Annotated in this window: 23 protein-coding genes, 2 pseudogenes and 2 riboswitches; of the genes and pseudogenes, 3 read left to right on the top strand and 22 right to left on the bottom strand. The window is 52.8% G+C overall.

Features of this window, described 5'->3' with window-relative positions; all coding sequences use genetic code 11:
- Window positions 1–7 precede the first annotated feature (7 nt).
- The 4 genes from modA to MOMUL_RS16740 all read right to left on the bottom strand — a co-directional run bounded on the left by modA (window position 8) and on the right by MOMUL_RS16740 (window position 3,052).
- Window positions 8–820, bottom strand: coding sequence for a molybdate ABC transporter substrate-binding protein (gene modA / locus MOMUL_RS13900; RefSeq protein ID WP_062285792.1), 813 nt, complete (start codon window positions 818–820; stop codon window positions 8–10).
- A gap of 25 nt (window positions 821–845) precedes the next feature.
- Complete coding sequence (locus tag MOMUL_RS13895) at window positions 846–1,574, bottom strand: Rossmann-like domain-containing protein (RefSeq protein ID WP_062285791.1); 729 nt, start codon at window positions 1,572–1,574, stop codon at window positions 846–848.
- 93 nt (window positions 1,575–1,667) lie between these two features.
- Window positions 1,668–1,803: riboswitch (molybdenum cofactor riboswitch) on the bottom strand.
- A 191-nt stretch (window positions 1,804–1,994) separates the two neighbouring features.
- Window positions 1,995–2,852 carry a methyl-accepting chemotaxis protein gene (locus tag MOMUL_RS17690; RefSeq protein ID WP_062285788.1) on the bottom strand — a complete coding sequence of 286 codons (858 nt, stop codon included), beginning with the start codon at window positions 2,850–2,852 and terminating at the stop codon, window positions 1,995–1,997.
- The gene (locus MOMUL_RS16740; protein WP_062285786.1) at window positions 2,849–3,052 is read right to left on the bottom strand and encodes a hypothetical protein; all 204 of its coding nucleotides are present in this window, start codon (window positions 3,050–3,052) and stop codon (window positions 2,849–2,851) included. Before MOMUL_RS16740 ends, MOMUL_RS17690 begins: the two co-directional genes overlap by 4 nt.
- A gap of 21 nt (window positions 3,053–3,073) precedes the next feature.
- Here MOMUL_RS16740 and dinB point away from each other — a divergent pair, with 21 nt between their 5' ends.
- The 3 genes and pseudogenes from dinB to MOMUL_RS15915 form a co-directional block, all read left to right on the top strand.
- Window positions 3,074–4,273 (top strand): DNA polymerase IV, encoded by a 1,200-nt coding sequence (dinB, locus tag MOMUL_RS13880; RefSeq protein WP_062285784.1) that lies wholly within the window; start codon window positions 3,074–3,076, stop codon window positions 4,271–4,273.
- On the top strand, window positions 4,260–4,631 hold the full coding sequence (locus tag MOMUL_RS17685) for a hypothetical protein (protein WP_062285781.1): 372 nt from the start codon (window positions 4,260–4,262) through the stop codon (window positions 4,629–4,631). The genes dinB and MOMUL_RS17685 overlap by 14 nt, the downstream gene beginning before the upstream one ends.
- A pseudogene (locus MOMUL_RS15915) lies at window positions 4,561–4,811 on the top strand (Rpn family recombination-promoting nuclease/putative transposase); the annotation flags it as partial. The gene MOMUL_RS17685 and the pseudogene MOMUL_RS15915, both read left to right, overlap by 71 nt.
- A 200-nt stretch (window positions 4,812–5,011) precedes the next feature.
- On the opposite strand, the gene MOMUL_RS13870 reads toward MOMUL_RS15915, so the two are convergent.
- The 18 genes and pseudogenes from MOMUL_RS13870 to MOMUL_RS13785 form a co-directional block, all read right to left on the bottom strand.
- Window positions 5,012–5,770, bottom strand: a complete 759-nt coding sequence (locus tag MOMUL_RS13870; RefSeq protein WP_062285779.1) for a slipin family protein — start codon at window positions 5,768–5,770, stop codon at window positions 5,012–5,014.
- A gap of 26 nt (window positions 5,771–5,796) precedes the next feature.
- Complete coding sequence (locus MOMUL_RS13865) at window positions 5,797–7,110, bottom strand: NfeD family protein (protein WP_062285777.1); 1,314 nt, start codon at window positions 7,108–7,110, stop codon at window positions 5,797–5,799.
- A 327-nt stretch (window positions 7,111–7,437) separates the two neighbouring features.
- Window positions 7,438–7,755, bottom strand: coding sequence for a copper amine oxidase N-terminal domain-containing protein (locus MOMUL_RS13860; protein ID WP_062285776.1), 318 nt, complete (start codon window positions 7,753–7,755; stop codon window positions 7,438–7,440).
- A gap of 35 nt (window positions 7,756–7,790) precedes the next feature.
- A complete protein-coding gene (locus MOMUL_RS13855) occupies window positions 7,791–8,366 on the bottom strand; it encodes a sigma-70 family RNA polymerase sigma factor (RefSeq protein WP_153018421.1) in 576 nt (191 codons plus the stop codon).
- Between the two features lie 76 nt (window positions 8,367–8,442).
- Window positions 8,443–8,916: a chemotaxis protein CheX gene (locus MOMUL_RS13850; RefSeq protein WP_062285772.1), complete on the bottom strand. Its 474-nt coding sequence runs from the start codon at window positions 8,914–8,916 to the stop codon at window positions 8,443–8,445.
- Window positions 8,897–10,279 (bottom strand): hypothetical protein, encoded by a 1,383-nt coding sequence (locus MOMUL_RS13845; RefSeq protein WP_062285770.1) that lies wholly within the window; start codon window positions 10,277–10,279, stop codon window positions 8,897–8,899. Before MOMUL_RS13845 ends, MOMUL_RS13850 begins: the two co-directional genes overlap by 20 nt.
- A 168-nt stretch (window positions 10,280–10,447) precedes the next feature.
- Window positions 10,448–10,951: a hypothetical protein gene (locus tag MOMUL_RS13840; RefSeq protein ID WP_062285767.1), complete on the bottom strand. Its 504-nt coding sequence runs from the start codon at window positions 10,949–10,951 to the stop codon at window positions 10,448–10,450.
- 32 nt (window positions 10,952–10,983) lie between these two features.
- A complete protein-coding gene (locus MOMUL_RS13835) occupies window positions 10,984–11,175 on the bottom strand; it encodes a hypothetical protein (RefSeq protein ID WP_062285765.1) in 192 nt (63 codons plus the stop codon).
- A 312-nt stretch (window positions 11,176–11,487) separates the two neighbouring features.
- A riboswitch (cyclic di-GMP riboswitch) is annotated at window positions 11,488–11,578 on the bottom strand.
- A gap of 760 nt (window positions 11,579–12,338) precedes the next feature.
- The gene (locus MOMUL_RS13830; protein WP_062285763.1) at window positions 12,339–12,557 is read right to left on the bottom strand and encodes a sulfurtransferase TusA family protein; all 219 of its coding nucleotides are present in this window, start codon (window positions 12,555–12,557) and stop codon (window positions 12,339–12,341) included.
- A gap of 28 nt (window positions 12,558–12,585) precedes the next feature.
- Window positions 12,586–13,464, bottom strand: coding sequence for an NAD(P)H-hydrate dehydratase (locus tag MOMUL_RS13825; protein WP_062285761.1), 879 nt, complete (start codon window positions 13,462–13,464; stop codon window positions 12,586–12,588).
- Window positions 13,464–14,015, bottom strand: a complete 552-nt coding sequence (locus MOMUL_RS13820; RefSeq protein WP_062285758.1) for a putative Se/S carrier protein — start codon at window positions 14,013–14,015, stop codon at window positions 13,464–13,466. Before MOMUL_RS13820 ends, MOMUL_RS13825 begins: the two co-directional genes overlap by 1 nt.
- 23 nt (window positions 14,016–14,038) lie before the next feature.
- The gene (yedE, locus tag MOMUL_RS13815; protein WP_062285757.1) at window positions 14,039–15,100 is read right to left on the bottom strand and encodes a YedE family putative selenium transporter; all 1,062 of its coding nucleotides are present in this window, start codon (window positions 15,098–15,100) and stop codon (window positions 14,039–14,041) included.
- A 193-nt stretch (window positions 15,101–15,293) separates the two neighbouring features.
- Complete coding sequence (locus MOMUL_RS13810; RefSeq protein ID WP_062285755.1) at window positions 15,294–15,899, bottom strand: class I SAM-dependent methyltransferase; 606 nt, start codon at window positions 15,897–15,899, stop codon at window positions 15,294–15,296.
- A 39-nt stretch (window positions 15,900–15,938) separates the two neighbouring features.
- A complete protein-coding gene (locus MOMUL_RS13805) occupies window positions 15,939–16,763 on the bottom strand; it encodes a metal ABC transporter permease (protein ID WP_062285753.1) in 825 nt (274 codons plus the stop codon).
- 92 nt (window positions 16,764–16,855) lie between these two features.
- The gene (locus tag MOMUL_RS13800) at window positions 16,856–17,581 is read right to left on the bottom strand and encodes a metal ABC transporter ATP-binding protein (protein WP_062285751.1); all 726 of its coding nucleotides are present in this window, start codon (window positions 17,579–17,581) and stop codon (window positions 16,856–16,858) included.
- A 12-nt stretch (window positions 17,582–17,593) separates the two neighbouring features.
- Window positions 17,594–18,448: a metal ABC transporter substrate-binding protein gene (locus MOMUL_RS13795; RefSeq protein WP_064774446.1), complete on the bottom strand. Its 855-nt coding sequence runs from the start codon at window positions 18,446–18,448 to the stop codon at window positions 17,594–17,596.
- A gap of 300 nt (window positions 18,449–18,748) precedes the next feature.
- Window positions 18,749–20,005 (bottom strand): double-cubane-cluster-containing anaerobic reductase, encoded by a 1,257-nt coding sequence (locus tag MOMUL_RS13790; protein ID WP_062285845.1) that lies wholly within the window; start codon window positions 20,003–20,005, stop codon window positions 18,749–18,751.
- 331 nt (window positions 20,006–20,336) lie between these two features.
- Window positions 20,337–20,716, bottom strand: a pseudogene (locus MOMUL_RS13785) (methyl-accepting chemotaxis protein); the annotation flags it as partial.

Raw genomic sequence — 20,716 nt, 5'->3', positions numbered from 1 at the left:
TGCAACCTTAAGGCTTAACCGGCTTGTAACCCCATTTTTGCCAGATCTGGTAGGCTGCCGGCGAAGAGAAAAATTCAGCCAGCTGTTGGGCCATCTCTTTTTCTTTAGAACAATTCAGCACTGCCACAGGTACTGTTTTGACGTAATCCTTTAGTTCGGGTACAGGGAGCAGATCGATCTTTTCTTTTGCCCCCTGGTAATTTTCCTCCCAAATTATAGCGGCGTCGGCCTGTTTGGTGCTTAAATATACCACCAGCTCGTTTGCCGTCGGCGTCCTGACCACCACATTTTTATTGACTGCCTCCAGAAGGCCGTGCTTTTGCAGGAGCTGGTCGGCCAGCTTGCCGATAGGATTTGCCTGGGGATCACCCAGGGCTACTTTCACTCCCGGCCGCCCCAGATCGGCTAATTTGTGGATGCCGGCAGGATTACCCTTTGGAACAGCCAGCACCGGGATGTGATAAACAACATTCTTTTCCCATGCTACCAGGTTTTTTTCTTTAACAAGCTTTAATTCCGCTATATCCCCCGGCAGGTAGACGTCTCCCTGCCCGGTTAACAGGATCTGGTTGTTGAGCTGGGCCGCGCCGCCAAAGGTATAGGTAACCTTTATCCCGGCTTTGGCTTGAAAAGCGGCACCGATTTCCTCGACCGGTTTTTTGAGGCCGGCGCCGCTATAGACTAAAAGGGAGCGTCCAGCCGCGTTGTCCGCCTTATTATTTCCTTCCGCCTGGCCCTGGCTTTTACCGCAGCCGGCAAGCACCAGCAACCCAAATAATAGTAAGCCCAATAATAACGTGACGGATTTTGCAAGCCTCACTGTATTTCCTCCCACATTTCAACAATCAGTGCCCAAAAGAACAATACTGCTCGTAGCCGGCCAGGCGGGCAATGCCGCTGATGGTTACCCCGTAAAAGACAACCGGTTTCCGGCCCACTATCGCTGCCAGGGTGTCATTTACCGCCGTCGTACCGGTAGCCAAAACCAGATCACTCCAGTCGATAATTTCTTCTGTATGCTGGGCGTCTTCTATCATAACCCCGCCTTTGCGCTGCCCGACATTATCCGGGTCCAGGTCGGTTACCCGGATCGGGAAATTACTGGCCAGGCTGGCCACCATGGCCGGCTGCAGGCCGATAAAGGCAATCCGGGGGTTGCCGAAACGCTCCCGGACGTATTCTACCAGGCGGGCGGCGCACAGACCCGGTTCTTGATCGCGGCAGTGGATGGTCTTATCTACCAGCTTTAGGTGCCGCATAACGGCATTCAAGGTGGCTATAAATATGGCCCGCTCGTAGTTGTTACGTAACGGCAGGGCCAGGACTTCCTTCAGGGTGCCCTGGTAATTCCCCGGCATATCGGTATACGCCTGCCCCACCGCGCCGGCAAAAGTGGCCTGGAGCATCACTTCTTTACCTTTCAAGAGAGGGAAGTCCTGGCGTTCCGGCCGGCCGATGGCTTCTTCAGACGTGAGGGGCCGGGCGCTGACCACCTGAATTTCTTCCTCACCGCTCAGGTGCCTGTCTTCTACCAGTTGGATAAATTTTTCTCGTATACCTTCTATGAATTGCATCTAAAGCTATCCCCTTTCCTGGCTAATCAGCAACAAATTAAAAACCCCGTCTCCACGGCGGAGCGGGGTTTAAAGGAAAAAGCCATTGCTCTCTCTTATAGCTAACCCCCTCCTTTTCAATACCTGGAAGGCATACCCGTTTCCCGGTATACCCCGTGGACCAGCGGTCCAGGCCAGCCTGCCATGGGTTGCTCCTTTAGGCCAGGATGGCTCGGAGGATAAAAGATACCTGCATATGTTCTTTATAAATAGTATTCGCTGTAAGAGGGCAGATTCCTGCCGGTAGTTCTGGGAATTTCTCCTTACCAGGACACAGGTTATATGCCAGGGCCTACTATGATAAAATCTTCCTACCAATCGTGAGAAGTTGGTTTTGGTATCCCTGAGCAGAAGCAAAGCCTTCCTTGTCTACCATTCCCGTCAGCTCAGGGTTGCCAACTGCCTTGCTACTTTCCTGAGATTTTCCACCGCCTGTTCCAATTGCTCGATTCGTTTCACAATCTGCTGAGTTGCGCCCGCCTGGCGTTCAGTAACCCGGGTGGTTACCACTATTTCCTCGCTGATCTCCCCTACCGATTCCTCGATGTTTTGCAAAATCTTGCTGATCTGTTCAACAGCTCGTGCACTGTCCTCAGCTAATTTACGAACTTCTCCGGCGACAACAGCGAAGCCGCGCCCCTGTTCTCCTGCTCTAGCTGCTTCAATAGCCGCGTTCAGACCTAAAAGGTTGGTCTGAGTGGCTACTTTTTTGATAAAGCTAAGAACGTCGCCTATATTTTGGACATGACTACTAGCACTGCTTGCAGATTCGTTTAAGCTGTTTCCTCGGGTAGTAAGCTCCTTAGCCCCGGCGGCAAGCTCTTTGGCTGCCCCTCCGATTTCTTTGAGAATACTGCTCAATTCCTCCGCCGTAGCAGCTAATTCCTGTGCTTGGGCATGTAGTTTTTTTACCATATCTTCCTTAGCATTGACGATAGTCATCATCAATCGGGCGGCATGGGCATCAATGATCACTGTTTGCTCTTGTTTATAAGCGTACAATTTCTCCTGAACTTTAGGATTTCCCGTCGCTTCGATCACTAAATCTAAATGCGGGTCTTGCAGCAGCTCTATACAATCGTAAAAAGTTTTGATTCCTTTTTCTTTAGCCAGCTTAATTCCCGGTGCGTTTTCGTCTATATCAGCAATCCCAGTAATACACACTTCCGGCAATCCATATGTTGCTTTGAAAATTGCTGTACCACCTTTGCCCGCCCCAACAATCCCTAGATTGATCATACCGCACACCTTCCTACAAAGTCGATTTTACCAAAACTCTCGCCCTTTGATTGAGTGACCATTATTTTCTTTCTATCACCTTTTGATTGATTTATTATTTCTTTTTCTCTGCGGGAAATCCTGCTATCTTTACCAAAAAGATTATTTACTTTCCCCTCTTGCTTCCTCCCCGCCGCCGGAGTTATAATATACCCAAACATTTGTTCCAGCGGTGAGAATAAATGTCTCCCTCTTGCACTATTCTTCTCTGCGACGCTAACAGCTTTTTCGCTTCCGTCCACCAAGCCCTGGATCCAGCTTTACGCGGGCGCCCGGTCATCGTCGCTGGCCGGGAAAGCACCCGCCACGGCATTGTCCTGGCGGCCAGCTATGAAGCCAAAAGGGGTTACGGTATTAAAACCGGGATGACCGTCCGGGAGGCAAAGAGCCTTTGCCCGGATGGTATTTTCATCCCTCCCCGCCATGACCTGTACATCGAGTTTTCCACCCGCATTTTACGCATCATGCGGGACTTTACTCCCCTGGTGGAGCCCTTCTCCATCGACGAAGCCTGGCTGGACGTTAGAGGTTGTGAAAATCTTTTCGGCTCACCTTTAACAATCGCTCGACGGCTTAAAAAAAGGATTAAAACCGAGGTCGGCATTACCACCAGTGTCGGCCTGGGGCCTACCAAGCTATTGGCCAAAATGGCGGCCGAGATGCAGAAGCCCGACGGCCTGACGGTCCTCGACTACTCGGATGTCCCTAAAAAGATGTGGCCCCTGCCGGTGAAGGAGCTTTTCGGTGTCGGGCCCCGGATGGAGGCTCACCTGGCCAAACTGGGTATTTATACCATAGGCGATCTAGCCCGCTTTCCTGTCGAGGCACTGGTCAGGCGCTTCGGCGTGGTGGGGCAGATTTTACACCAATGCGCTAATGGTATCGACTACAGCCCGGTGGACCCGCACTCTCTGGATAGAGTTAAATCCGTCGGCCACCAGATCACCCTGCCACGGGACTACTATAGTTATGAGGAGATTGAAGTAATTTTACTGGAGCTTTCCGAACTGGTGGCCCGGCGGGCGCGTATGGGAAATTACCTGGGCCGCACGGTGAGCATCAGCCTTAAAGACGCCGAGTTTAACTGGCTGGGACGTTCTTACACCCTGCCCCATTACACCGATACGGCTGCCGATATTTACGTGGCGGCCCGGCAGCTTCTTCGCCGCCACTGGCCGTCCGGGCGGCCGGTGCGGCTGGTGGGGATGAGCCTGGCCGGCCTGGTGCCGTCAGCGGCACGCCAGGAAGACCTTTTCGGCCGGGTGGAAAAACAGGCCCGGCTGGACCGGGCCTGCGACCGGTTGAAAAATCGCTATGGGGAAAGGGTTATCTACCGGGCAGTATCCCTGACGGGGGCAGGTGTCCTCTATGCGCGGGGCTAACGCTTTGTATGAAGGCCACCGGTTGATGCTGCCGGGGCTCAAAGGTCGGGCCACGGCCACCTGCCAGGGCTGCCGCTACTATGCCCTGATCCTGGACCGTGAGGAAAACAAACCGGCCTGCCTGGCGGACCTGGATATTTATCTGACCAGCGCCCGCCGGGTACCACCCCAACTACGGGCTGAAGATTTTATCTGGCTGGCCGGTAAAGAGGCCCTAGTCAAGGCTGTGGAGAAGGTCCGGCCGGAAAGGCAGGCCTGCGGCTTACGACAAGGGTTACCGGCAGCTCCTGGCCGACAAAAGGGTATTCCTGGAGCTGCTGAAGACCTTCGTCCGGGAAGAATGGGTGGAGGCCATTGACGCAAACGACCTTATCCTGGTGAACAAATCCTACGTCCTCCAGGATTTCAGCGAGAAAGAAGCCGATATCGTTTACCGGCTTAAAACGAAGGATAAAACGTCATCTTTTACGTCCTGCTGGAGCTGCAGTCAACGGTAGATTACCTGATACCTTTCCGGCTGCTGCTTTACGTGGTCGACTGGGCTTGCCCCGGAAGAGATAAACGCGCTGAAAAAACAACTGGAGCAGTGATTTTTGTCTGCTGCAGGTTAAAGATAGGCCCACCTTATTCTATGAAGGTGGGCTTTTCTATAGGATTACCTTCGTTTAGCGTCAAAGAACGGATTCCTGCCGATAGTGGCGGGGTCTGCCATGCATGGTTTTTAAGAAGAATAATCCCCTATTTGCTGGTCAAGCGCTCCGAAAATGCCTTAAACAAATCTATAGGCACCGGGAACACCAGAATATTACTTTTATCGGAAGCAATCTCCGTCAGAGTCTGCAGATACCGCAGCTGGAGAGAAGCCGGCTGAGCAGAAATAATCCGGGCCGCTTCGGCTAGCTTTGCAGCCGCCTGGAATTCCCCGTCTGCGTGGATAATCTTCGCCCGCCGTTCCCTTTCCGCCTCAGCTTGGGCTGCCATAGCCCGTTGCATACTCTGGGGTAACTCCACATCACGTATCTCTACAAGGCTCACCTTTACTCCCCAGGGCTCCGTTCCTTCATCTATAATCTGCTGCAGGCGCTGGTTGATCTGTTCCCGGTGGGCCAGAAGTTCGTCCAGGTCTGACTGGCCCAGGACGCTCCGCAAGGTGGTCTGGGCTAGCTGGGAAGTAGCGCGAACATGATCCAGGACCTTGATCACGGCGTTGGCCGGTTCAATTACCCGAAAATACGCCACCGCATTTACCTTTACCGTGACGTTATCCTTGGTTATGGCCTCCTGGGCCGGCACATCCATGGTCACGGTCCGCAGGTCCACCTTCTGCATGCGCTCGATGAATGGTATCAAGAAGAAAAGACCGGGCCCCCTCACCCCTACATAACGGCCCAGGCGAAAAATAACTCCCCTTTCATACTCCTGCACCACCCGGATGGATGAGGAAACAAGGCTAATGATAATTATGACTAGAGCAATGAGGGAAATAAAATTCTCCATAGCTATATCCCACCTTTCTGTAAGCTTTATACTCTCTTCACCTTTAATTTCAATCCTTCTACGCTTATTATTACCACCTTTTGGCCCGCTTCCAATGGTTCTAGGCTTTCCGCTTTCCACCTCTCCCCTTCCACTCTAATTATTCCTTCCGGCTTGAGGTCGGTTAATGCTACCCCAATGGCACCCTGGAGGCTTTCCTGGCCTGTAACCGCACGGCGCCGCTGGGCTTTGACCACGGCCCCCAGGAGAAAGGCCACAAATGCGGCCTGACTGAAGGCCGTCACTCCCACCAGACTGAGGCTAAGCCGCAGGGCCGGCGGCCCGCCGCTAAAAAGCATGAGGGACCCCAGGATAAACGACACCAATCCTCCCCCGGCCAGCAGGCCGTGGCTCACTACAAAAGCCTCCGCAGCCAGCAGGCACAGGCCCAAAAGCATGAGGAGCACCCCGCCGAACTGCGCATCCAGACTGCCCAATGCGTAAAGCCCTAGCAACAAGCTTATGCCGCCGGCCACCCCCGGAAAAATAGCTCCCGGGTGGTATAGTTCTATCAGCAAGCCTAAGCTACCAACCGTCATGAGGAGATAGGCAATATTGGGCTCGCTGATTTTAAAAAGCAGGCGCTGAACCTGGCTCATAGCTACGAGTTTAACCGGGGCACCTGCTAACTGAAGCTCAACCTCCCTCCCATCTATCAAAGTAACCTTCCTTCCATGAAGCTGCTGCAAAAGCTCCTCCCTGCTAGTAGCCCCCAGGTCTATCAACTTAGCTTTCATAGCCTCGCCGTCGCTAAAGGACTTGCTCTCTAGCACCGCCATCTCCGCCTGCAATGGGTCACGACCCCGCATCTGGGCAATGCTCCGCACCCAGGCCGCTGCATCCTGGGTAATCTTCTGTTTCTGCACGTCGGACAGTTCACCCTCCCCGCTGACGGACACGGGATGGGCGGCCCCTATCCTGCTGCCCGGCGCCATGGCTGCCACATGGGCGGAGATGGTGATAAAAGTCCCCGCTGAACCAGCCCAGGCTCCCGCCGGCGAAACATATACTATCACAGGTACTCTGGAGTTCAATATGCTCTCTACTATCTCTTGCGTAGTGCTGTACAGGCCGCCGGGTGTGCTAAGTTCCAGGAGTACACAGCAAGCCTCTCTCTCTTCAGCCGTCCGTATCCCTTCCTCCACATAATCCGCTACCACCGGCACGATGGGGCCTTCCACTCGCAGCAAGTACACCACCCGCGGGGCACCAGAAGTGTCAGCGAGGGCTATAGGCAGCAGCGTCAGGCAAAGCGACAGAAGAAATAAAATTATAAGGCCTTTTCTCAAGTAGTTAGCCATCTGTACTCATCCCCTAAAGGTATTTTATCATAACTAAGGCCCTGTTTGAAGCGATGGCATCCCCCGCCCCCTTCTATCTCCCCGTTTCCTTCAAGAGTACTTCTATTCTTCCTGTAAAGCAGTTTAACCCTGTTATATGGCTTTGTTCCTCGAGCTAGGGCTTTATCTCCGACCTCATTCTGATCCTTTCTTGTGATATACACCCTTGCCTTTGGCTAGCAGGCTGGTGCTGCCTTGCCTGCAGTGGACTTTCACCACCTAGTTAACGCTCATGCCAGGCGCACATAAAAACCCCTACCCTAAAAAGGCAGGGGTTTTATTGCCGCTTTAAGCGGCAGGTATTGAGGAGGTCGTTGGAATTGGCGCTGCACTTAAGAACCTCAAGGGCACAAAAGTGCGGTTGCTAATTAATAGAGCCGGAACATCTAAATTCATTTTTGCCCCATTAACAGTTACTTCCGTGCTGCCAAGGATAAGTACTACGGTAACTCCATTTTTGGTTATGGTCACGGCAATGGTTGCCTCATCCCAGTTAACAGTTGCTCCCAAACCTTCTGTAATCGCTCTGACAGGGATCAGGGTGTGGCTGGATTTAATTACTGGCGGTACATTAAATCGGTCATACGCCTCCAGGGCGTCAAACACTCGTCTCCAATTTATCCTTTCTCCCTCCCCGGAATTTATTTAGAGGAGTAAAGGCGGCATCCCTTTAGCCGTACCCGACGCAGGGCATTATCCACGGATTTCGTGGTTATGCCCAAAACCCTGGCTATTTCAGCGTAGGAGAAGCCCCATGCAAATAAAAGGGCGCAATTCCTTTCTAATTGGGTAAGGCTATCAATCAGGTTTTTCCGTTCTTCTCTCCCGATAACTATGGCCTCCACGTTGGCGCTGGGAAGGCCTAACCTTTCATATAGCCCGTTCGCATCATCCGGCTGGGCATCAAGGGAGATGGTGGGCTGCCGGCGCCTCTCGGCCTTCAAATAGTTTATTAGCCTGCACCGCACGCAGTTAGCCACAAAGGTCACGGCGCTACTTTTATGGGGATCATAGCTCTGCGTTGCTTCCCACAGAGCAATAGCGGCTTCCTGAAGGTAATCTTCAAAGTCCGATGATCTAGGGCTGCAGAAACGGTGTGTCATCCAGTATAGCAGGTTAAGGTAATGAGAATATATGGCTTCAAAATCTACCGGCGTTCCGCTATGTACCAGTGGCTCCTTCTCATCGGCCTCCACGTAGGCACTAACGCTCGACAACACGATCCCCTTCCTAATGATTACTATTGTGCCACGATCATGGGGGTAAGCAGAAAGTACGAAGGGAAACAGCTTATCAGCCAGCCTTATCCACCATTGACACGCTCACCCGGACCAAGCCAACAGTAGTATCCAAGATTACCGCTAACAGGGGACGGCTTACCACAGGGACGGCGTGCAGGCGCCCCATAATGACGGACGGCGGTCCCGGCAGTGTGCAGGCCAAACCTTTATTCTCCAGTATTTTCAGGGCTTGCCCGCTGACAATGTTAAATAACTCCTTGACTGAATCTTCTACTTCGTAGCAATAGCCCTGGAAGGACTTATCTTTATGAAAGGCCCCTGCCAGGGCACAGGCCGTATCTTCCTCCATACTGTAAATAACCGCCGCTTCCGCCGCACCCCTGATGTCTATAAGCACATTTACCTCATGCCAGGTCACCGGGACATTCTGGAGGGAAACGCTTTTCTTTTGGCAGGTTATGGCCAGTTCCTCTTGGAAAACCTTCACCATCTCGTCAATGAAAGGACTAACTGTCTCCGCCCTCATCTACTGCTCCTCCCGCACTACCAAGCCTGTCCAAAAACCTCTCTACTTCCGAGAGCGTGGCCTTGTAATCATTGAGCAATACCTTGAACTTTTCTCTAAACCGGTTTTCGATCTCGGCCATCTGCTTGTGGGCCTCACGGTTGGCCCTCTCTATGCTGGCCGCGGCTTTAGCCCGGACGTTTTCAATTTCCGTCTGTGCGTCAATGAGGCTTTCTGCCACCACCTTTTCCCAGCGTTCGCTGCTCGCCTGGCTGGTGAGATCTTCCAGATTGCGCCTTAGCAGGGCGTTTTCCTGCCTTAACTGTTCGACGGTTTCCGTCAAGATATTGAGCGTCTTGGTAAAATCAGCCCGCCTGGACCGGGAGGAAGGCTGCTGCGCTGGCAACGGGAGGGCCTCGCTTATGCGCAGGGCTTGGCGGACCGCGGCCGCTTCTCTCCCCACGGCCAGTTCGCCGGGATCCGGGTATTCGTTAAGTCTCGGGCCGGCCTTTCTCCTTCTCCTGCCCATGATAAGCCAGACCAAAAGATAAGCGAGAAGAATAAGGCTGCCCAGGATCCACGGCCAGGGAAGCAAAAGAAATGGAGCCCGGTAAACCATAGTACCCCCCTCCTGTTCGATTTTCAGCACGGCCTCGTGCAGTCCCCAGATATTCCCAAGCTGCACATAGCCCTTTACCTCCCGCACGGTTTGCGGGTAAGAAACAACCTCGTCCATCTGCGTCCGGTTAATAACCTGACCCTTATGGAATACCTCTAGCTGGGGGCGCAGGTTAATATGGACATTGCCGCTGTTGCGGAACTTGAAGGTGACGGGAACCTTCTTATAGCCAACTGCAGGGACGCGGAAGTCGAGTATTTCTCCCTTGGCAATCACATCGCCGGGAACAGTAATCAGCACCACTGCCCCCACCCGGACCCCCAGGGGCGAGGTGCGCGTATTGTTCCCTATCGCCCTGCCTTCGGCGAAGATGACCGCCCAGTGGCTGCCGGGCTCAGCATCTAGTGGCACGCGTATCCGGTAGGGAAGCCTGGTACTTGCTCCCGGGTAAATGTGGCCGGATACTTGTCCCACTTCAAGCCACTTACTGGCCGACCACCTCTTTTCCTGACCCTCGGCAAAAACGATCTTGCCGTCGTTTGCAAAGTGATAGTCACGAATGTAGAAGCTTACTTCCAAAGGCTCATTGCCTTCGTTGACCACGGTTATTTCTCCACTGCTACCTTCACCTCCGGCCAAAGACAACTCTACCTTGGCCGGCGTAAGCCCCAGCCTTACTTCCGCATAGGCCGTTGGAGTGAACAGTAGCCCGAAAAATAAGCTGAGAAGAAAAAAGAAAAACGCTTTCCGTTCCAGGTTCTTCAACGCCAGCCCTCCGTCCCACCACCCGCCACAACAGCCGGACGTTCCCCATTGCCTTGGCAGAGGAGTTAAGCCGCAAAAGCTCAGGCTTCTGCCCGCAGGACTGTTGCCTCTCCCTTCTCGGCTTTCCCCTCTGACAAAATAGAAATCCCTGCGCGCCAGTTGCATGGACTAGTAGGCCACGGCCGTATAGATAATATCTGTGGTATAGGTACCTATTGCATCATTAGGGTCAATGGCAAACTGGTAATCGAAACTATAGTCTTTCCCTCTTCCAAGGGTCTTGGGTTCATTGGTAGCGATGCTTGTGTCCGTCAGGCTAAAGGCTGTCCACGTTCCTGTTCCTGCCGGGGCCCAGCTCAAGCGGCTTATAGGGAGGGTCAAGGCTGGGCTCACACTGGCATCCGTAAGGTCCTGGGTCGCCTTGACGCTCAAGTTGTAGTTCACGTTGGACTTGACGTTGACCACTACGGGGCTGGCGCTGGTAACTGTGGAACCCGGGATCCCTTCGAGCAATATGCTAGAGACGTTGACGCTTACCGAAATATTGGGGTTCACTTTGGCCTGTGCGGTGACGCCTCCCGTAGCTGCCCCTACCTCGCTGTCCTGGAAGAAGAACAAGATAATGCCCGCAGTGAGGATTACGGAGGCGCCCAATAACCCCCACTTCTTCATACTGCTCACCTCCTTCCCTTATAGGGTCCAATTTAACTGCCCTTTAACATTTGGGCAGCACCCAGCTTATTGGGAAAACGATCAGCCATTTTCTCCTGCAAAGAATCGCTATCACCAGCTTCTCCTTCCAGCGTAGCCAGCTCGGCGGGTGTCAGAACTTTGCCCTCTTTGATCAGAGCCACTAGTTCTTCGATCTCTTCCTGAGTTAATGGACCATCAACCAATCTTTATTCCTCCCTCAAGCAAATAGCGCTGCGCGATTTCTCGTGAACTCGTGATGTGCAGTCACTACCCTTGCTACCTCTGCTCGGCATTTCACCTATGGGATGTAGGGCGTAGCACCCACTGGCAGGTATGCACTCAACAAATAAGACCGCCCAACAAATAAGAAGCCTGGGTTGCTTAAAGCCGGCCACCATTCGATGACTACTTCCAACCATGCACTCAGGTTGAAGCAAGCTGCCTTCAGGAGCTTTCTTTCAAAAGCTTATTGCCCATAGTAGCGGGTAAAGCTACCAGCTAAAAGGCAAGAAGCCTGCCGCTGCCCGGCGATTATACCCCCAAAAAGGGGCTTAAAAACCCATGGCTTTACGTCCCTGCCTTTCGACAGGTTTGCCTTGAGCGTAGGATACCCGGGGAAGGTAAATTTGCTATTGGTGTTAGGGAAATTAATATGGAAGGAAAGAATGGTTTTGCCTCGGGCGAGGCAAAGGAAAAGAAGGAAAAAGACAAGGAGGAAGTCGGGGGGATTGTTTTCACTAAATGGCAGCTATCGTAATTGTACCCCCCCCTATTTGAACTAATGTTCTTTTAGTGCCTGGAAATCTTTTCATCATATACAGCCCCTCTCTAAAAGGTTAATAGCATATTATGCCTATTCGACACGTTACTTGATTTTCCTGCTGGTTTCCATCAAAAATCTCCCAAAAAGGCCTAATCTCACTATGGGCTTTTTCCAGGGCCGGCCCAAAGTATCTGTTAAACTTAACCTAGGGAGCAGGAATACTCACCCAGGTTGGCAAAAATTTTAGTAAAGCTTTCCGGGGAAAGGATTTCATCTCCTGGCAGTTCGACTGCTTGCGAAAGAGCCACCTTCCCCGGATAAGATTTGCAGGCTGCGGTTCATAGAAGGGTTGTGCTTCGAGCACCGCGTTAGATAAGGCCCACTGCCAGTCTGTAGCAAAATTCTTTTTTAAGGAGGTTCTGAACGTGTACTTACAATCCCGTAACTCCACGTCCCGGGCAGGAAGCCCTCCAGTTTCGTCGTCACCACCTGCGCGCCTTCTTTTCCCGTATGTGGGAGGATCATCGTCAAACGAGGAAGAAATTGCATAAAAATTACCCCTGGCGACTATTCTACCAGGGGTTTCATATGAAGTAAGCCAATTTAGCTTTTATTGGGGGTCAACAATAGCCGGTAGCCACCGGCCACCTTTTCCACCTGGACCTGATAACCCCGGTTTTCTGCCAGCCGGGATACATTTTCTCTGGAGGTTTCATTATCAGTCAATACTGCCAGGGTTTGGCCCGGATTTTGTTCCATGGCCTTTTTCGTCTTTACTACAGGTATGGGACAGGAAAGCCCACGCACATCAACTTCCACCATAAAAACATCTCCTCCTTTTATCCTGATGTTACCTGGTACAAATACCGCTCCAGCTGCAGAGATTTTCCCTGAAAACGACTGGCAACTGGTCGATGATTTCAGCAACACTGGTGGCAGGCGTCGGGTTTGCCCTCTGGCCTGCTGCCCGGTTGGCTTTAGCGCTGATGCTTGCCGCCTGTTCCAGTTCCAGTTCAGCATAAGCGAAAGCAGTGACCATACCGGTGATGGTATCGCCCGTGCCGCCTATGCACTCCATTTGGGGAACATCCGGCTCTTTAATCTCATCAACGATAACTCCATCTTTTACTATATAATCGACAGCTCCTTTAACCAGGAGGCATTTGGCCGCACCCCCGTTAGCATAAGCGTGTTTAATTAGTTCGGGTACGCGGGCGAAGGCATCCTCGAACAGATGGCGGCTGATATAAGCTGGGTGGACGGCTTCCGGGTCGGCCAGGAAAGCAATTTCACTGGGGTCCGGGGTGAAAATATCAAAGTGGGGCGCTACACCTGCTGCCTTTGCCGCGTACATGGAGCCGGCATCGGCAATTAGCACCGGCCGGGGGCGGCATTTTTCTACTGCGGTATAGAGCTTTTGCATTAACGTAACGATGGGTAGACAATAATGGAGAGCTAAAACCCTGGGCGCCAGCTCCTCTATATGTTCTATTAGATACTGGTAAATCAACCTGCTTCCTTTTCCTGTGCCAATATCGCCTGCCAGCAGTACCCGGGGCGGTTCCAGCCCAAGGTGACAGGTAGTAGCTAGAGCCGCACTTACCATGGCCATTGTCCCCTGGGTACAGGGCAAATAATGGCCGTCGACCCGAAGTTTTTTCCCTTCCTTTTCCACCCGGCCAAAGATTAGGGGCATGTCTGTTACTGGGACGGTCCCGGCAATAAGCATCAATTGGGCGCTACCCCTTTCCAAATTTCTAAAGCCTTTTCCAGGGCGCGGTCGAGCATCAGGGCGCACAGGGTACGGCCTTCGTCCCTTGGCCGGGGGGCTGCAGCCAGGTGGGTGCCCACCAGCCTGGTATAAAGATAGGGGATATCGGGACACCCTCCACCGGAAATATTAACTATCACACCTGTCTTTATATCAAAAACAAGTTTCATATTACCTGACTTTATCATAACGTGCTCGGCAAACCGGGTTACTTTTTCTACCTGCAGGGGTTCCATCTCGCCCTTGCAGGGATAAATACCCATGAAGGACACCCTGCCGGTAAGGGTCCTGGCTACTGCCGTTTGCTCGACCAGGTCGATTTCCAGGGCCAGGTCGCAGCCTTTGCGCATATCGGGCGGGGGCGCTACCAGTTTGCAGTCGAAGCCGGCTTTTTTCAACACCTTTTCGGCTTTCATAGCTTCTTCCACCGTAGTGAAAATCACCAAACCCCTTGCGACAGCAGTTCCGGCGCGGGCCTCTAAGCTTTTTTTCAGCCAGCTTAAAACCATTTGGCATTCCCCCGCTTATTACGTTAATCTAGCCTCTCCCGCATAATGAAACCGACGCCGGCGGCGAAAACCAGACCTATTATTACGGCTGTGGGGCCGTAGGGGCCGGGGCCCTGGGGGCTGGAGGCGATTTGGAAATTGTGGGCAAAGGCAGCCCCTGCCAGCATGCCCATTATAGCCACTCCTGCGTCGGTGTCACCTTCACCGGCGAGAACTGTTTGCCGCAAGGGACAGCCGCCCAGCAAGGTAGCGGTAAGTCCGGCCAGGGTCATTCCTAAAAAATTCCATAATTGATTTGTATGGGCCACGGGCTGGCCCGCAAAACCGATGTTAATTTTACCAAGGATGGCGTTAACTACTAGAGCCCCCGCAAAAAAGGCCGCGATGCCACTGAAGAGGTAGGTATCCTTTACCAGGAAAAGATCACGCCAGCCGCCGACAAAACACATCCTGGTTCTCTGGGCTAAAAAACCGATAATTAAACCTGCTGCCAGGGAAACTCCCAACAGGGCATGGGCAGCGCCGGGGCCTTCCTTGCTGAAGAAAATAAATGAGGGCCTGGCAATAGCAAGGAGGAGCAACCCCAGCATGAAGAGCGGCATCAACCAGCCGGCCGCTGTATAGGTAGATTGCCAGCGGCCCAAGTTGAAACCTCGCTTGAGAAAATAAATACCCATCAAAGCACCTGCCACTACCCCCGCCAAGCCGGCGACAGCGTTCAAGTCACCGCCGGCAAGGCGCAATACAGCCCTTACCGGGCATCCTAAAAACACCAGGGCACCTATCATGAAAAAGGCGCCCAAAAAGAACCGTACCAGGGGTGCCGAGCCACCGCGGGCCCGGAATTCACCGAAAACAAGAGCGGACAGGAAGGCCCCTAAAGCGATCCCCATAATTTCCGGCCGCAAATACTGGACTATCGCTGCCCGGTGCAGACCCAGGGCGCCGGCAATGTCCCGGTAGAAACAGGCGATACAAATGCCCATATTGGCGGGATTGCCAAGGTAGGTCATAAAGGCTGCCAGGGCTCCGCCAACAAACCCTGTCATAATCATGAAGTTCTTTGGCGAAAAAACCCTATTCATTTATTTAAAACACCTCCGCTTAACATCCATTTCTATCCGCCGAAAGGATATTCCTTCATATTTTGTATGACTTTTTGTTATACCTATGAAACAAAACAGGGCTTTAAAAATAAAAAAATGGTTCAGAGACCTTTTAAACAAACTCTAAAAGTTCTCTGAACCGTACAGCAAAATCCTGCTGGTAGTTTGGCGATTACTGATACCTCGCCTTGACCCCAGATGCCAGGTAATAATCATGACCCTCGTCAATCTCTATTTCCGTTAACCCGGCAGCTACCAGCATACCCATCATTTCGCTGCCCGGCGGGATCTGGTCCCCGGCTATAACGCCCCCCAGGGATCTATGCAAATTATTTATGGTTTCCCTTGCTTTCGTATGACAGATAACCACCCGCCCGCCTGGTTTCAACACCCGGGTCATCTCTTTTAAGGCCTTAAGTTTATGAGGAAAATGGGGGAAAGCCGAGTTGCAGATGACCTCGTCGAAAGTAGCATCCGGATAGGGTATGGAAACAACGTCGGCGCAAATGAACTCCACATTAGCGGGGAACCCTTTACTTTGCGCCCGTTCCAGCATGGCCTCGGCTATATCCAGGGCCACTATCCGGCCAGCAGGGCCTACGGCAGCCAGTAAATAGGGAATTAATATCCCTGTGCCGCAACCCACATCTAACACCGTGCTGCCGGGAGCAATGTTCAATCCTCTAATAATTGTTTCCAGCTTGGCTTTTTCTTCCGGCGCACACAGGCTGTCCCAAATATCAGCCTTGCTGTTAAAATACTCGCGGTGGGTAAGCATATAACTCCCTCCTGCGCTCGCATATTGTTTAACCCGCAATCACTCATTTTCTTGCCACTGTTTTACCTTGCGTTTCGGGGAGAAAATTGTTGCCAGGACAAAAATAACCGCCGAAGTAAGGACTATCGCCGCCCCGCTGGGAACATCCAGGATATATGAAACACCAAGCCCGGCCCAGCAGGAAAGGACACCAAAAAGCGCCGCCAGGAAAAACATGTATTTCAAGCTATAGGTGAGCTGGTAAGCAGCGGCTGCCGGATTTAAAATCAGATTAAAAATTAACAGGCCGCCAATGCTGCGCAAGGAAGCGGTTACAGTAGCACCGGTAAGAAAAAGGATACTGTAAAAGATGGCGTCGGCAGGTATGCCTACCGCCCGGGCCATTTCCCGGTGAAAGATAACCGCCTGGATCTCTTTAAAAAACATGACGACCAGCCCGGTAACTATGATCGTCACGACGGCCAGTAGCCAGAGATCCGCTGTCGTGACCGTCAGGATACTGCCCCACAGGAGTTCTAAGGCCTGGGTTTTGGGACCGGGCAGCAGGCCCATAAAAAGGAAAGCCAGGCCCATAGTTATGGAAAATATAATGCCGATGGGCGTATCGGGGTTAAATTCGCCCCGGTCGGCCAGGGGTCCGATGGCAGCCGCCCCGGCCAAGCTGAAGAGTATGGCTCCCAGCAATGGTTCAAAGCCCAGCCAGGTAGCAAAGAGGGCCCCGGCAAAGGCGGCATGGGAAAGGGATACCCCAATAAAAGAAAGGTGCATAGTAACGACAAAAACGCCGATCAAGGAGCAGGCTACGCCGGCCAGCAGGCCGGCCAGCAAGGCCTCCTGCATAAATTTGTAGCTTAAAATAGACATTTCTAGCTTCTTCCTAAAATTAATTTGAAACACCCAGGCCGGCAGGCGGCTTTATTAGAGGATGATAATGGCGGTTGCTATTTTCAAACAAGTTAAAATAGCTGCTCCAGCACCCTGTCCTGAAGTAGCTCTTCCGGGTTTCCTGTTTTCCAGATACGCCCTTTTTTCATGAGCACCAGGCGGTCGCACAATTCAGTCAACCCCGCCAGGGAATGCGTAACCATTAAAGTAGTTAACTTGCGTTCCTGGTGAATACGTTGTACCAGCTGTAATATTTGCTGCTGCGCCCGCCGGTCGAGGGAAGCGGTGGGTTCATCCAGCAGAAGAATTGACGGTTCCTGGGCCAGGGCGCGGGCGATGGCTACCCGCTGCTGTTCGCCGCCGGAAAGATGGCCGATGGGACGCCCGGCCAAAGCTGTCATACCTACCAGCTCCAGCATGCGGTCTACTACCTGCCAATCGCCGGGTCCCGGCCGGCGGAAAAAGCCCAGCCGTCCGTAACGCCCCATCATGACTACTTCCCTTGCCGTTACCGGCATCCGGGGATCGATGGCCGGCAACTGGGGGACGTAGCCGATTTTACTGCGTAGGGCCGCCGGGCAGCCACGTGCCAGGTTATGGCCCAGCACCCACACTTCTCCCTGGAGCAAATGTCCCAGGCCATTGACCAGGGTTAGCAGTGTCGTTTTCCCGGCCCCATTGGGACCAATGATCCCTATTAGTTCCCCTGCTTTAACTTCTAGCGATACGCCACGCAGCGCCACATCTTCACGATAAGATACTACTGCTTTTTTAATTTTAATAACTACTGGTACCATTGCTTTTCTTCCCTATTTGGGGAGGGCCGCCAGCAGCAATTCGACGTTTTTTTGTAAAGCCTGGTCCCATTTATCTGTTCCAGGGAGGCCGCCGGGAAAGTTGGAAATAGTAACCCTGGGTATTCCCAGTTCCTTAGCCATGCCGGCGCCGGCATCCGGCCCGCTCTGGAGATTATCAATTATTAATTGCACACCTGCCTGCCGGCCCTTATCTACCAGTTCCTTTACTCGCTGCGGTGTAAGTTCTTCCGGACGGCCATAAGTACCTATAACCTGGAAACCGGCCCAGCGAACAAAGCCCTCTTGCTGGTCGGAGCAGAGTACTTTCAACTTTCCCGTACCCGCTGCCTGCAGGCGGGCCTGCGTTTCTTGTCCCACCCTGGCTGCCTGGTCAACAGCTTCCTGGGCCTTAGCCTTATAGTAGTCTTTATTAGCCGGGTCCTTCTCTGCGAGTATACTGGCTACTGCCTGTAACGCCTGCTGCCATACCGGTGGTGCCATCCAGTTACCCTTTACTGCCACCGGGACTACTTCTAACTGGGGATTATTGGCGGAAGCCACTAATTCTTTGGTAAAAAGTTTGCCCTGCCAGTCATGCATCAGGAAAACCCGGGCCTGGCTAAGTACAGCTACATCGGAAGGCTTGATGTCGAAGTGTCCAGGGCAGGAGGCTGGCGGGATAATATTCTTTACTTCCACCTTGTCCTTACCTACTTCCTGCACAGCAGTCATCAAAAGAGAGGTGCCGGTTACTACCTTGAGCTTATTACTCGACTGCCGGGAATTACAACCAGTAGCAACAAATAGCAAAAGGAATAGCAAAACGATCTTGGCCATGAAACGACTCATGGTTCTTGAGAAAAACATAATATCTACCTCCCAAAATTTCGAAATGCAGTTCTGGCCCGGAGCCTATTCCTGGCAAACAAAAAACCATGGAAGCAGCTCCGCGCTGGCGAAGAACCTCCATGGTTCTCTTTTTACCCTGGCTACCTGCCAGGTAATTTACCCGTTAGTTATATTCGTCACTGGTTTAAAAATTCCTCCCTTGGAGGCTTCTGAACAGCAAAAAAATGGCCCGGCTGTTCGATGGCTGCTACAGGAACTCCTTCCTGTAGCTTACCGGCCTGGCCGGTCAGGTGGTAAATACCCAGGCCGTTGCTGTTATCATGCTGTAATCATTTCCAGAAAAGCATCAATCCGCGTTTTTAGCTGGGCTGCGTCTTCCTCGCTGTAGTCGCTCTCAAGGCGTAGTACCGGCAGCCCCGCCTCCTGGAGGGCCTTTTCCACCAGCCGGCCTTCGACGCTAAAGGGCTGGCAGAACTGCAAGGAGAAATAGATCACTCCGTCAGCTTTGGCCTCCCGTGCCAGGCGCAGGATATCTTCCACCCGTTCTTTGTTGGGTGTGAAGCAGGCGCAGTTGATGGCCGTCAGCCGCCGGGCGAGGTTTTTAACCTGTTCTTCTACCGTCAGGCCGTCTTCCGCCACCTGGCCGGCAAAATACCTGGTTCCGGTACAGGTTTCTTCGGCTATGATTACCGCCCCGGCCGTCTCTACCAGGTGGTGTAACTTCCAGTAAGGCAGGGCCATGGGCGTACCCGTGACCAGGAGGCGCGGCGCCCCTTTCCTGGCCACGCCCTCTCCCCTGGCGATGCGTTCTTCCAGTTCGTCGCAAAGGCTGTTTACCTGTGCCGTAAAGCGTTCCGGGTCATCAAAGAAAGCAAGCTGGGAGATCAGCAGGGCGTCTTTGCCGCTGATGGGAGCCGGGTCGGCCTGGCGGGCCCGGTACAGGCGCGCCAATGCCGCCCGGCGGGCGTTAGCCTTTTTAATTCCTGCCGCCAGTTTTTCTGCCGTGATGGCCTGGCCGGACCGCCGCTCGATCTCTTCCTTGAGGCGGTTAATCTCTCCTTCCCAGAGGGTTAGATCGGCCTCCGTTTTCTTCTGGGGCAACTCCATGACGTAAGTCGGCACGTATTCATTGAGGATTTCCCAGGTCTTCTTTTTGCCGTCACAGGTAGTCTCGCCGATGAGGAAGTCGACGGCTTGGAAGTAGGGGCAGATCCGGTCCAATTTAAAGCCCATTAAGGACTTAATCAGCGGGCACAGGTTGCGGGGCAGTACCTGTTCGCCGGTGGGAACGGTAAACTGGGCCCCGCCGCAGAGGCCAATGCTGATACCGTCCACGGCGAAGATAAGTTCTTCGGGCACAAAGACGCAAAAGGTGCCGGCCACCGGCCGCCCGGCCTTTTTTTGGTCCAGGATTTCCTTGATCCTGCCGCCATGAGCTTCGGCTAAAGCATTATCAAAATAGGCCATCCTGGCCGGCCGGTTTTCCTGCTGCAAAAACACCTCGCTGAAGGCTCCCGGCAGGCCCCCTAGAAAAACGTCATGTTTTTCTAAATCCATGTCCAGTGCACGCCACATTTCCCGGTAAGCTTCACTCAAGAGAATCAACTCCTTCTCAATCAAATTGTTAAACTATATGTTCTTGATGCTTCTTGATTTTCCTTTATATTTTATATTCCTTTTTGTTATGATTTCGCCATCGCGAAGTTTTTATTTTGTTGGGCTGGCATCAGATAGGTAACAATACGCCCTCTCCGCCAACATCAGCCTGAGTTTAGAAACTCAGGCGAACCTGGTCAGCCAGATGAATGCAACAAGGTAGAACCGATAAAGGGTTGTCAGCCAGTGCTTTTGTTATAACCCTTTCGCTAGCAGCAGCAAGAAGGGGGCGTCCCGGCAAGTGCGGCACTTACACCTTGAAGCGCGCTACCTGTTGCTCCAGCCGCTTGGCCACCTCCAATACCTGCTGGGCGCTGGTGGCTATCTCCTGGGTGGAGGCCGACAGTTCCTCGGCTGACGCGGAAATCTCCTCGGCCGAAGCTGAAGCCTCCTCCGACACCGCGCTGACGCTCTGGACCCGGTCCAGTAATACATCCTTGGCTTTCACCGTGCTGTCTACCTCGCGGTAAGTTGCTTCAATCATGGGTGTAATGGCAGCCACTGATTCGAGTATGTCGTCAAAGGCCTTGACCGTATTTTCTACATTCTCCAGCTGTGCGACTACCTGCTTGCTGACTTCCTCTGAAGTATGCACTACTTCATTGGTCTCCGAACCGATAGTGTTCAACA

This window comes from Moorella mulderi DSM 14980 (assembly GCF_001594015.1).
GTDB lineage: Bacteria > Bacillota > DSM-521 > Neomoorellales > Neomoorellaceae > Neomoorella > Neomoorella mulderi.
This window is presented reverse-complemented; position numbering and strand designations above follow the sequence as displayed.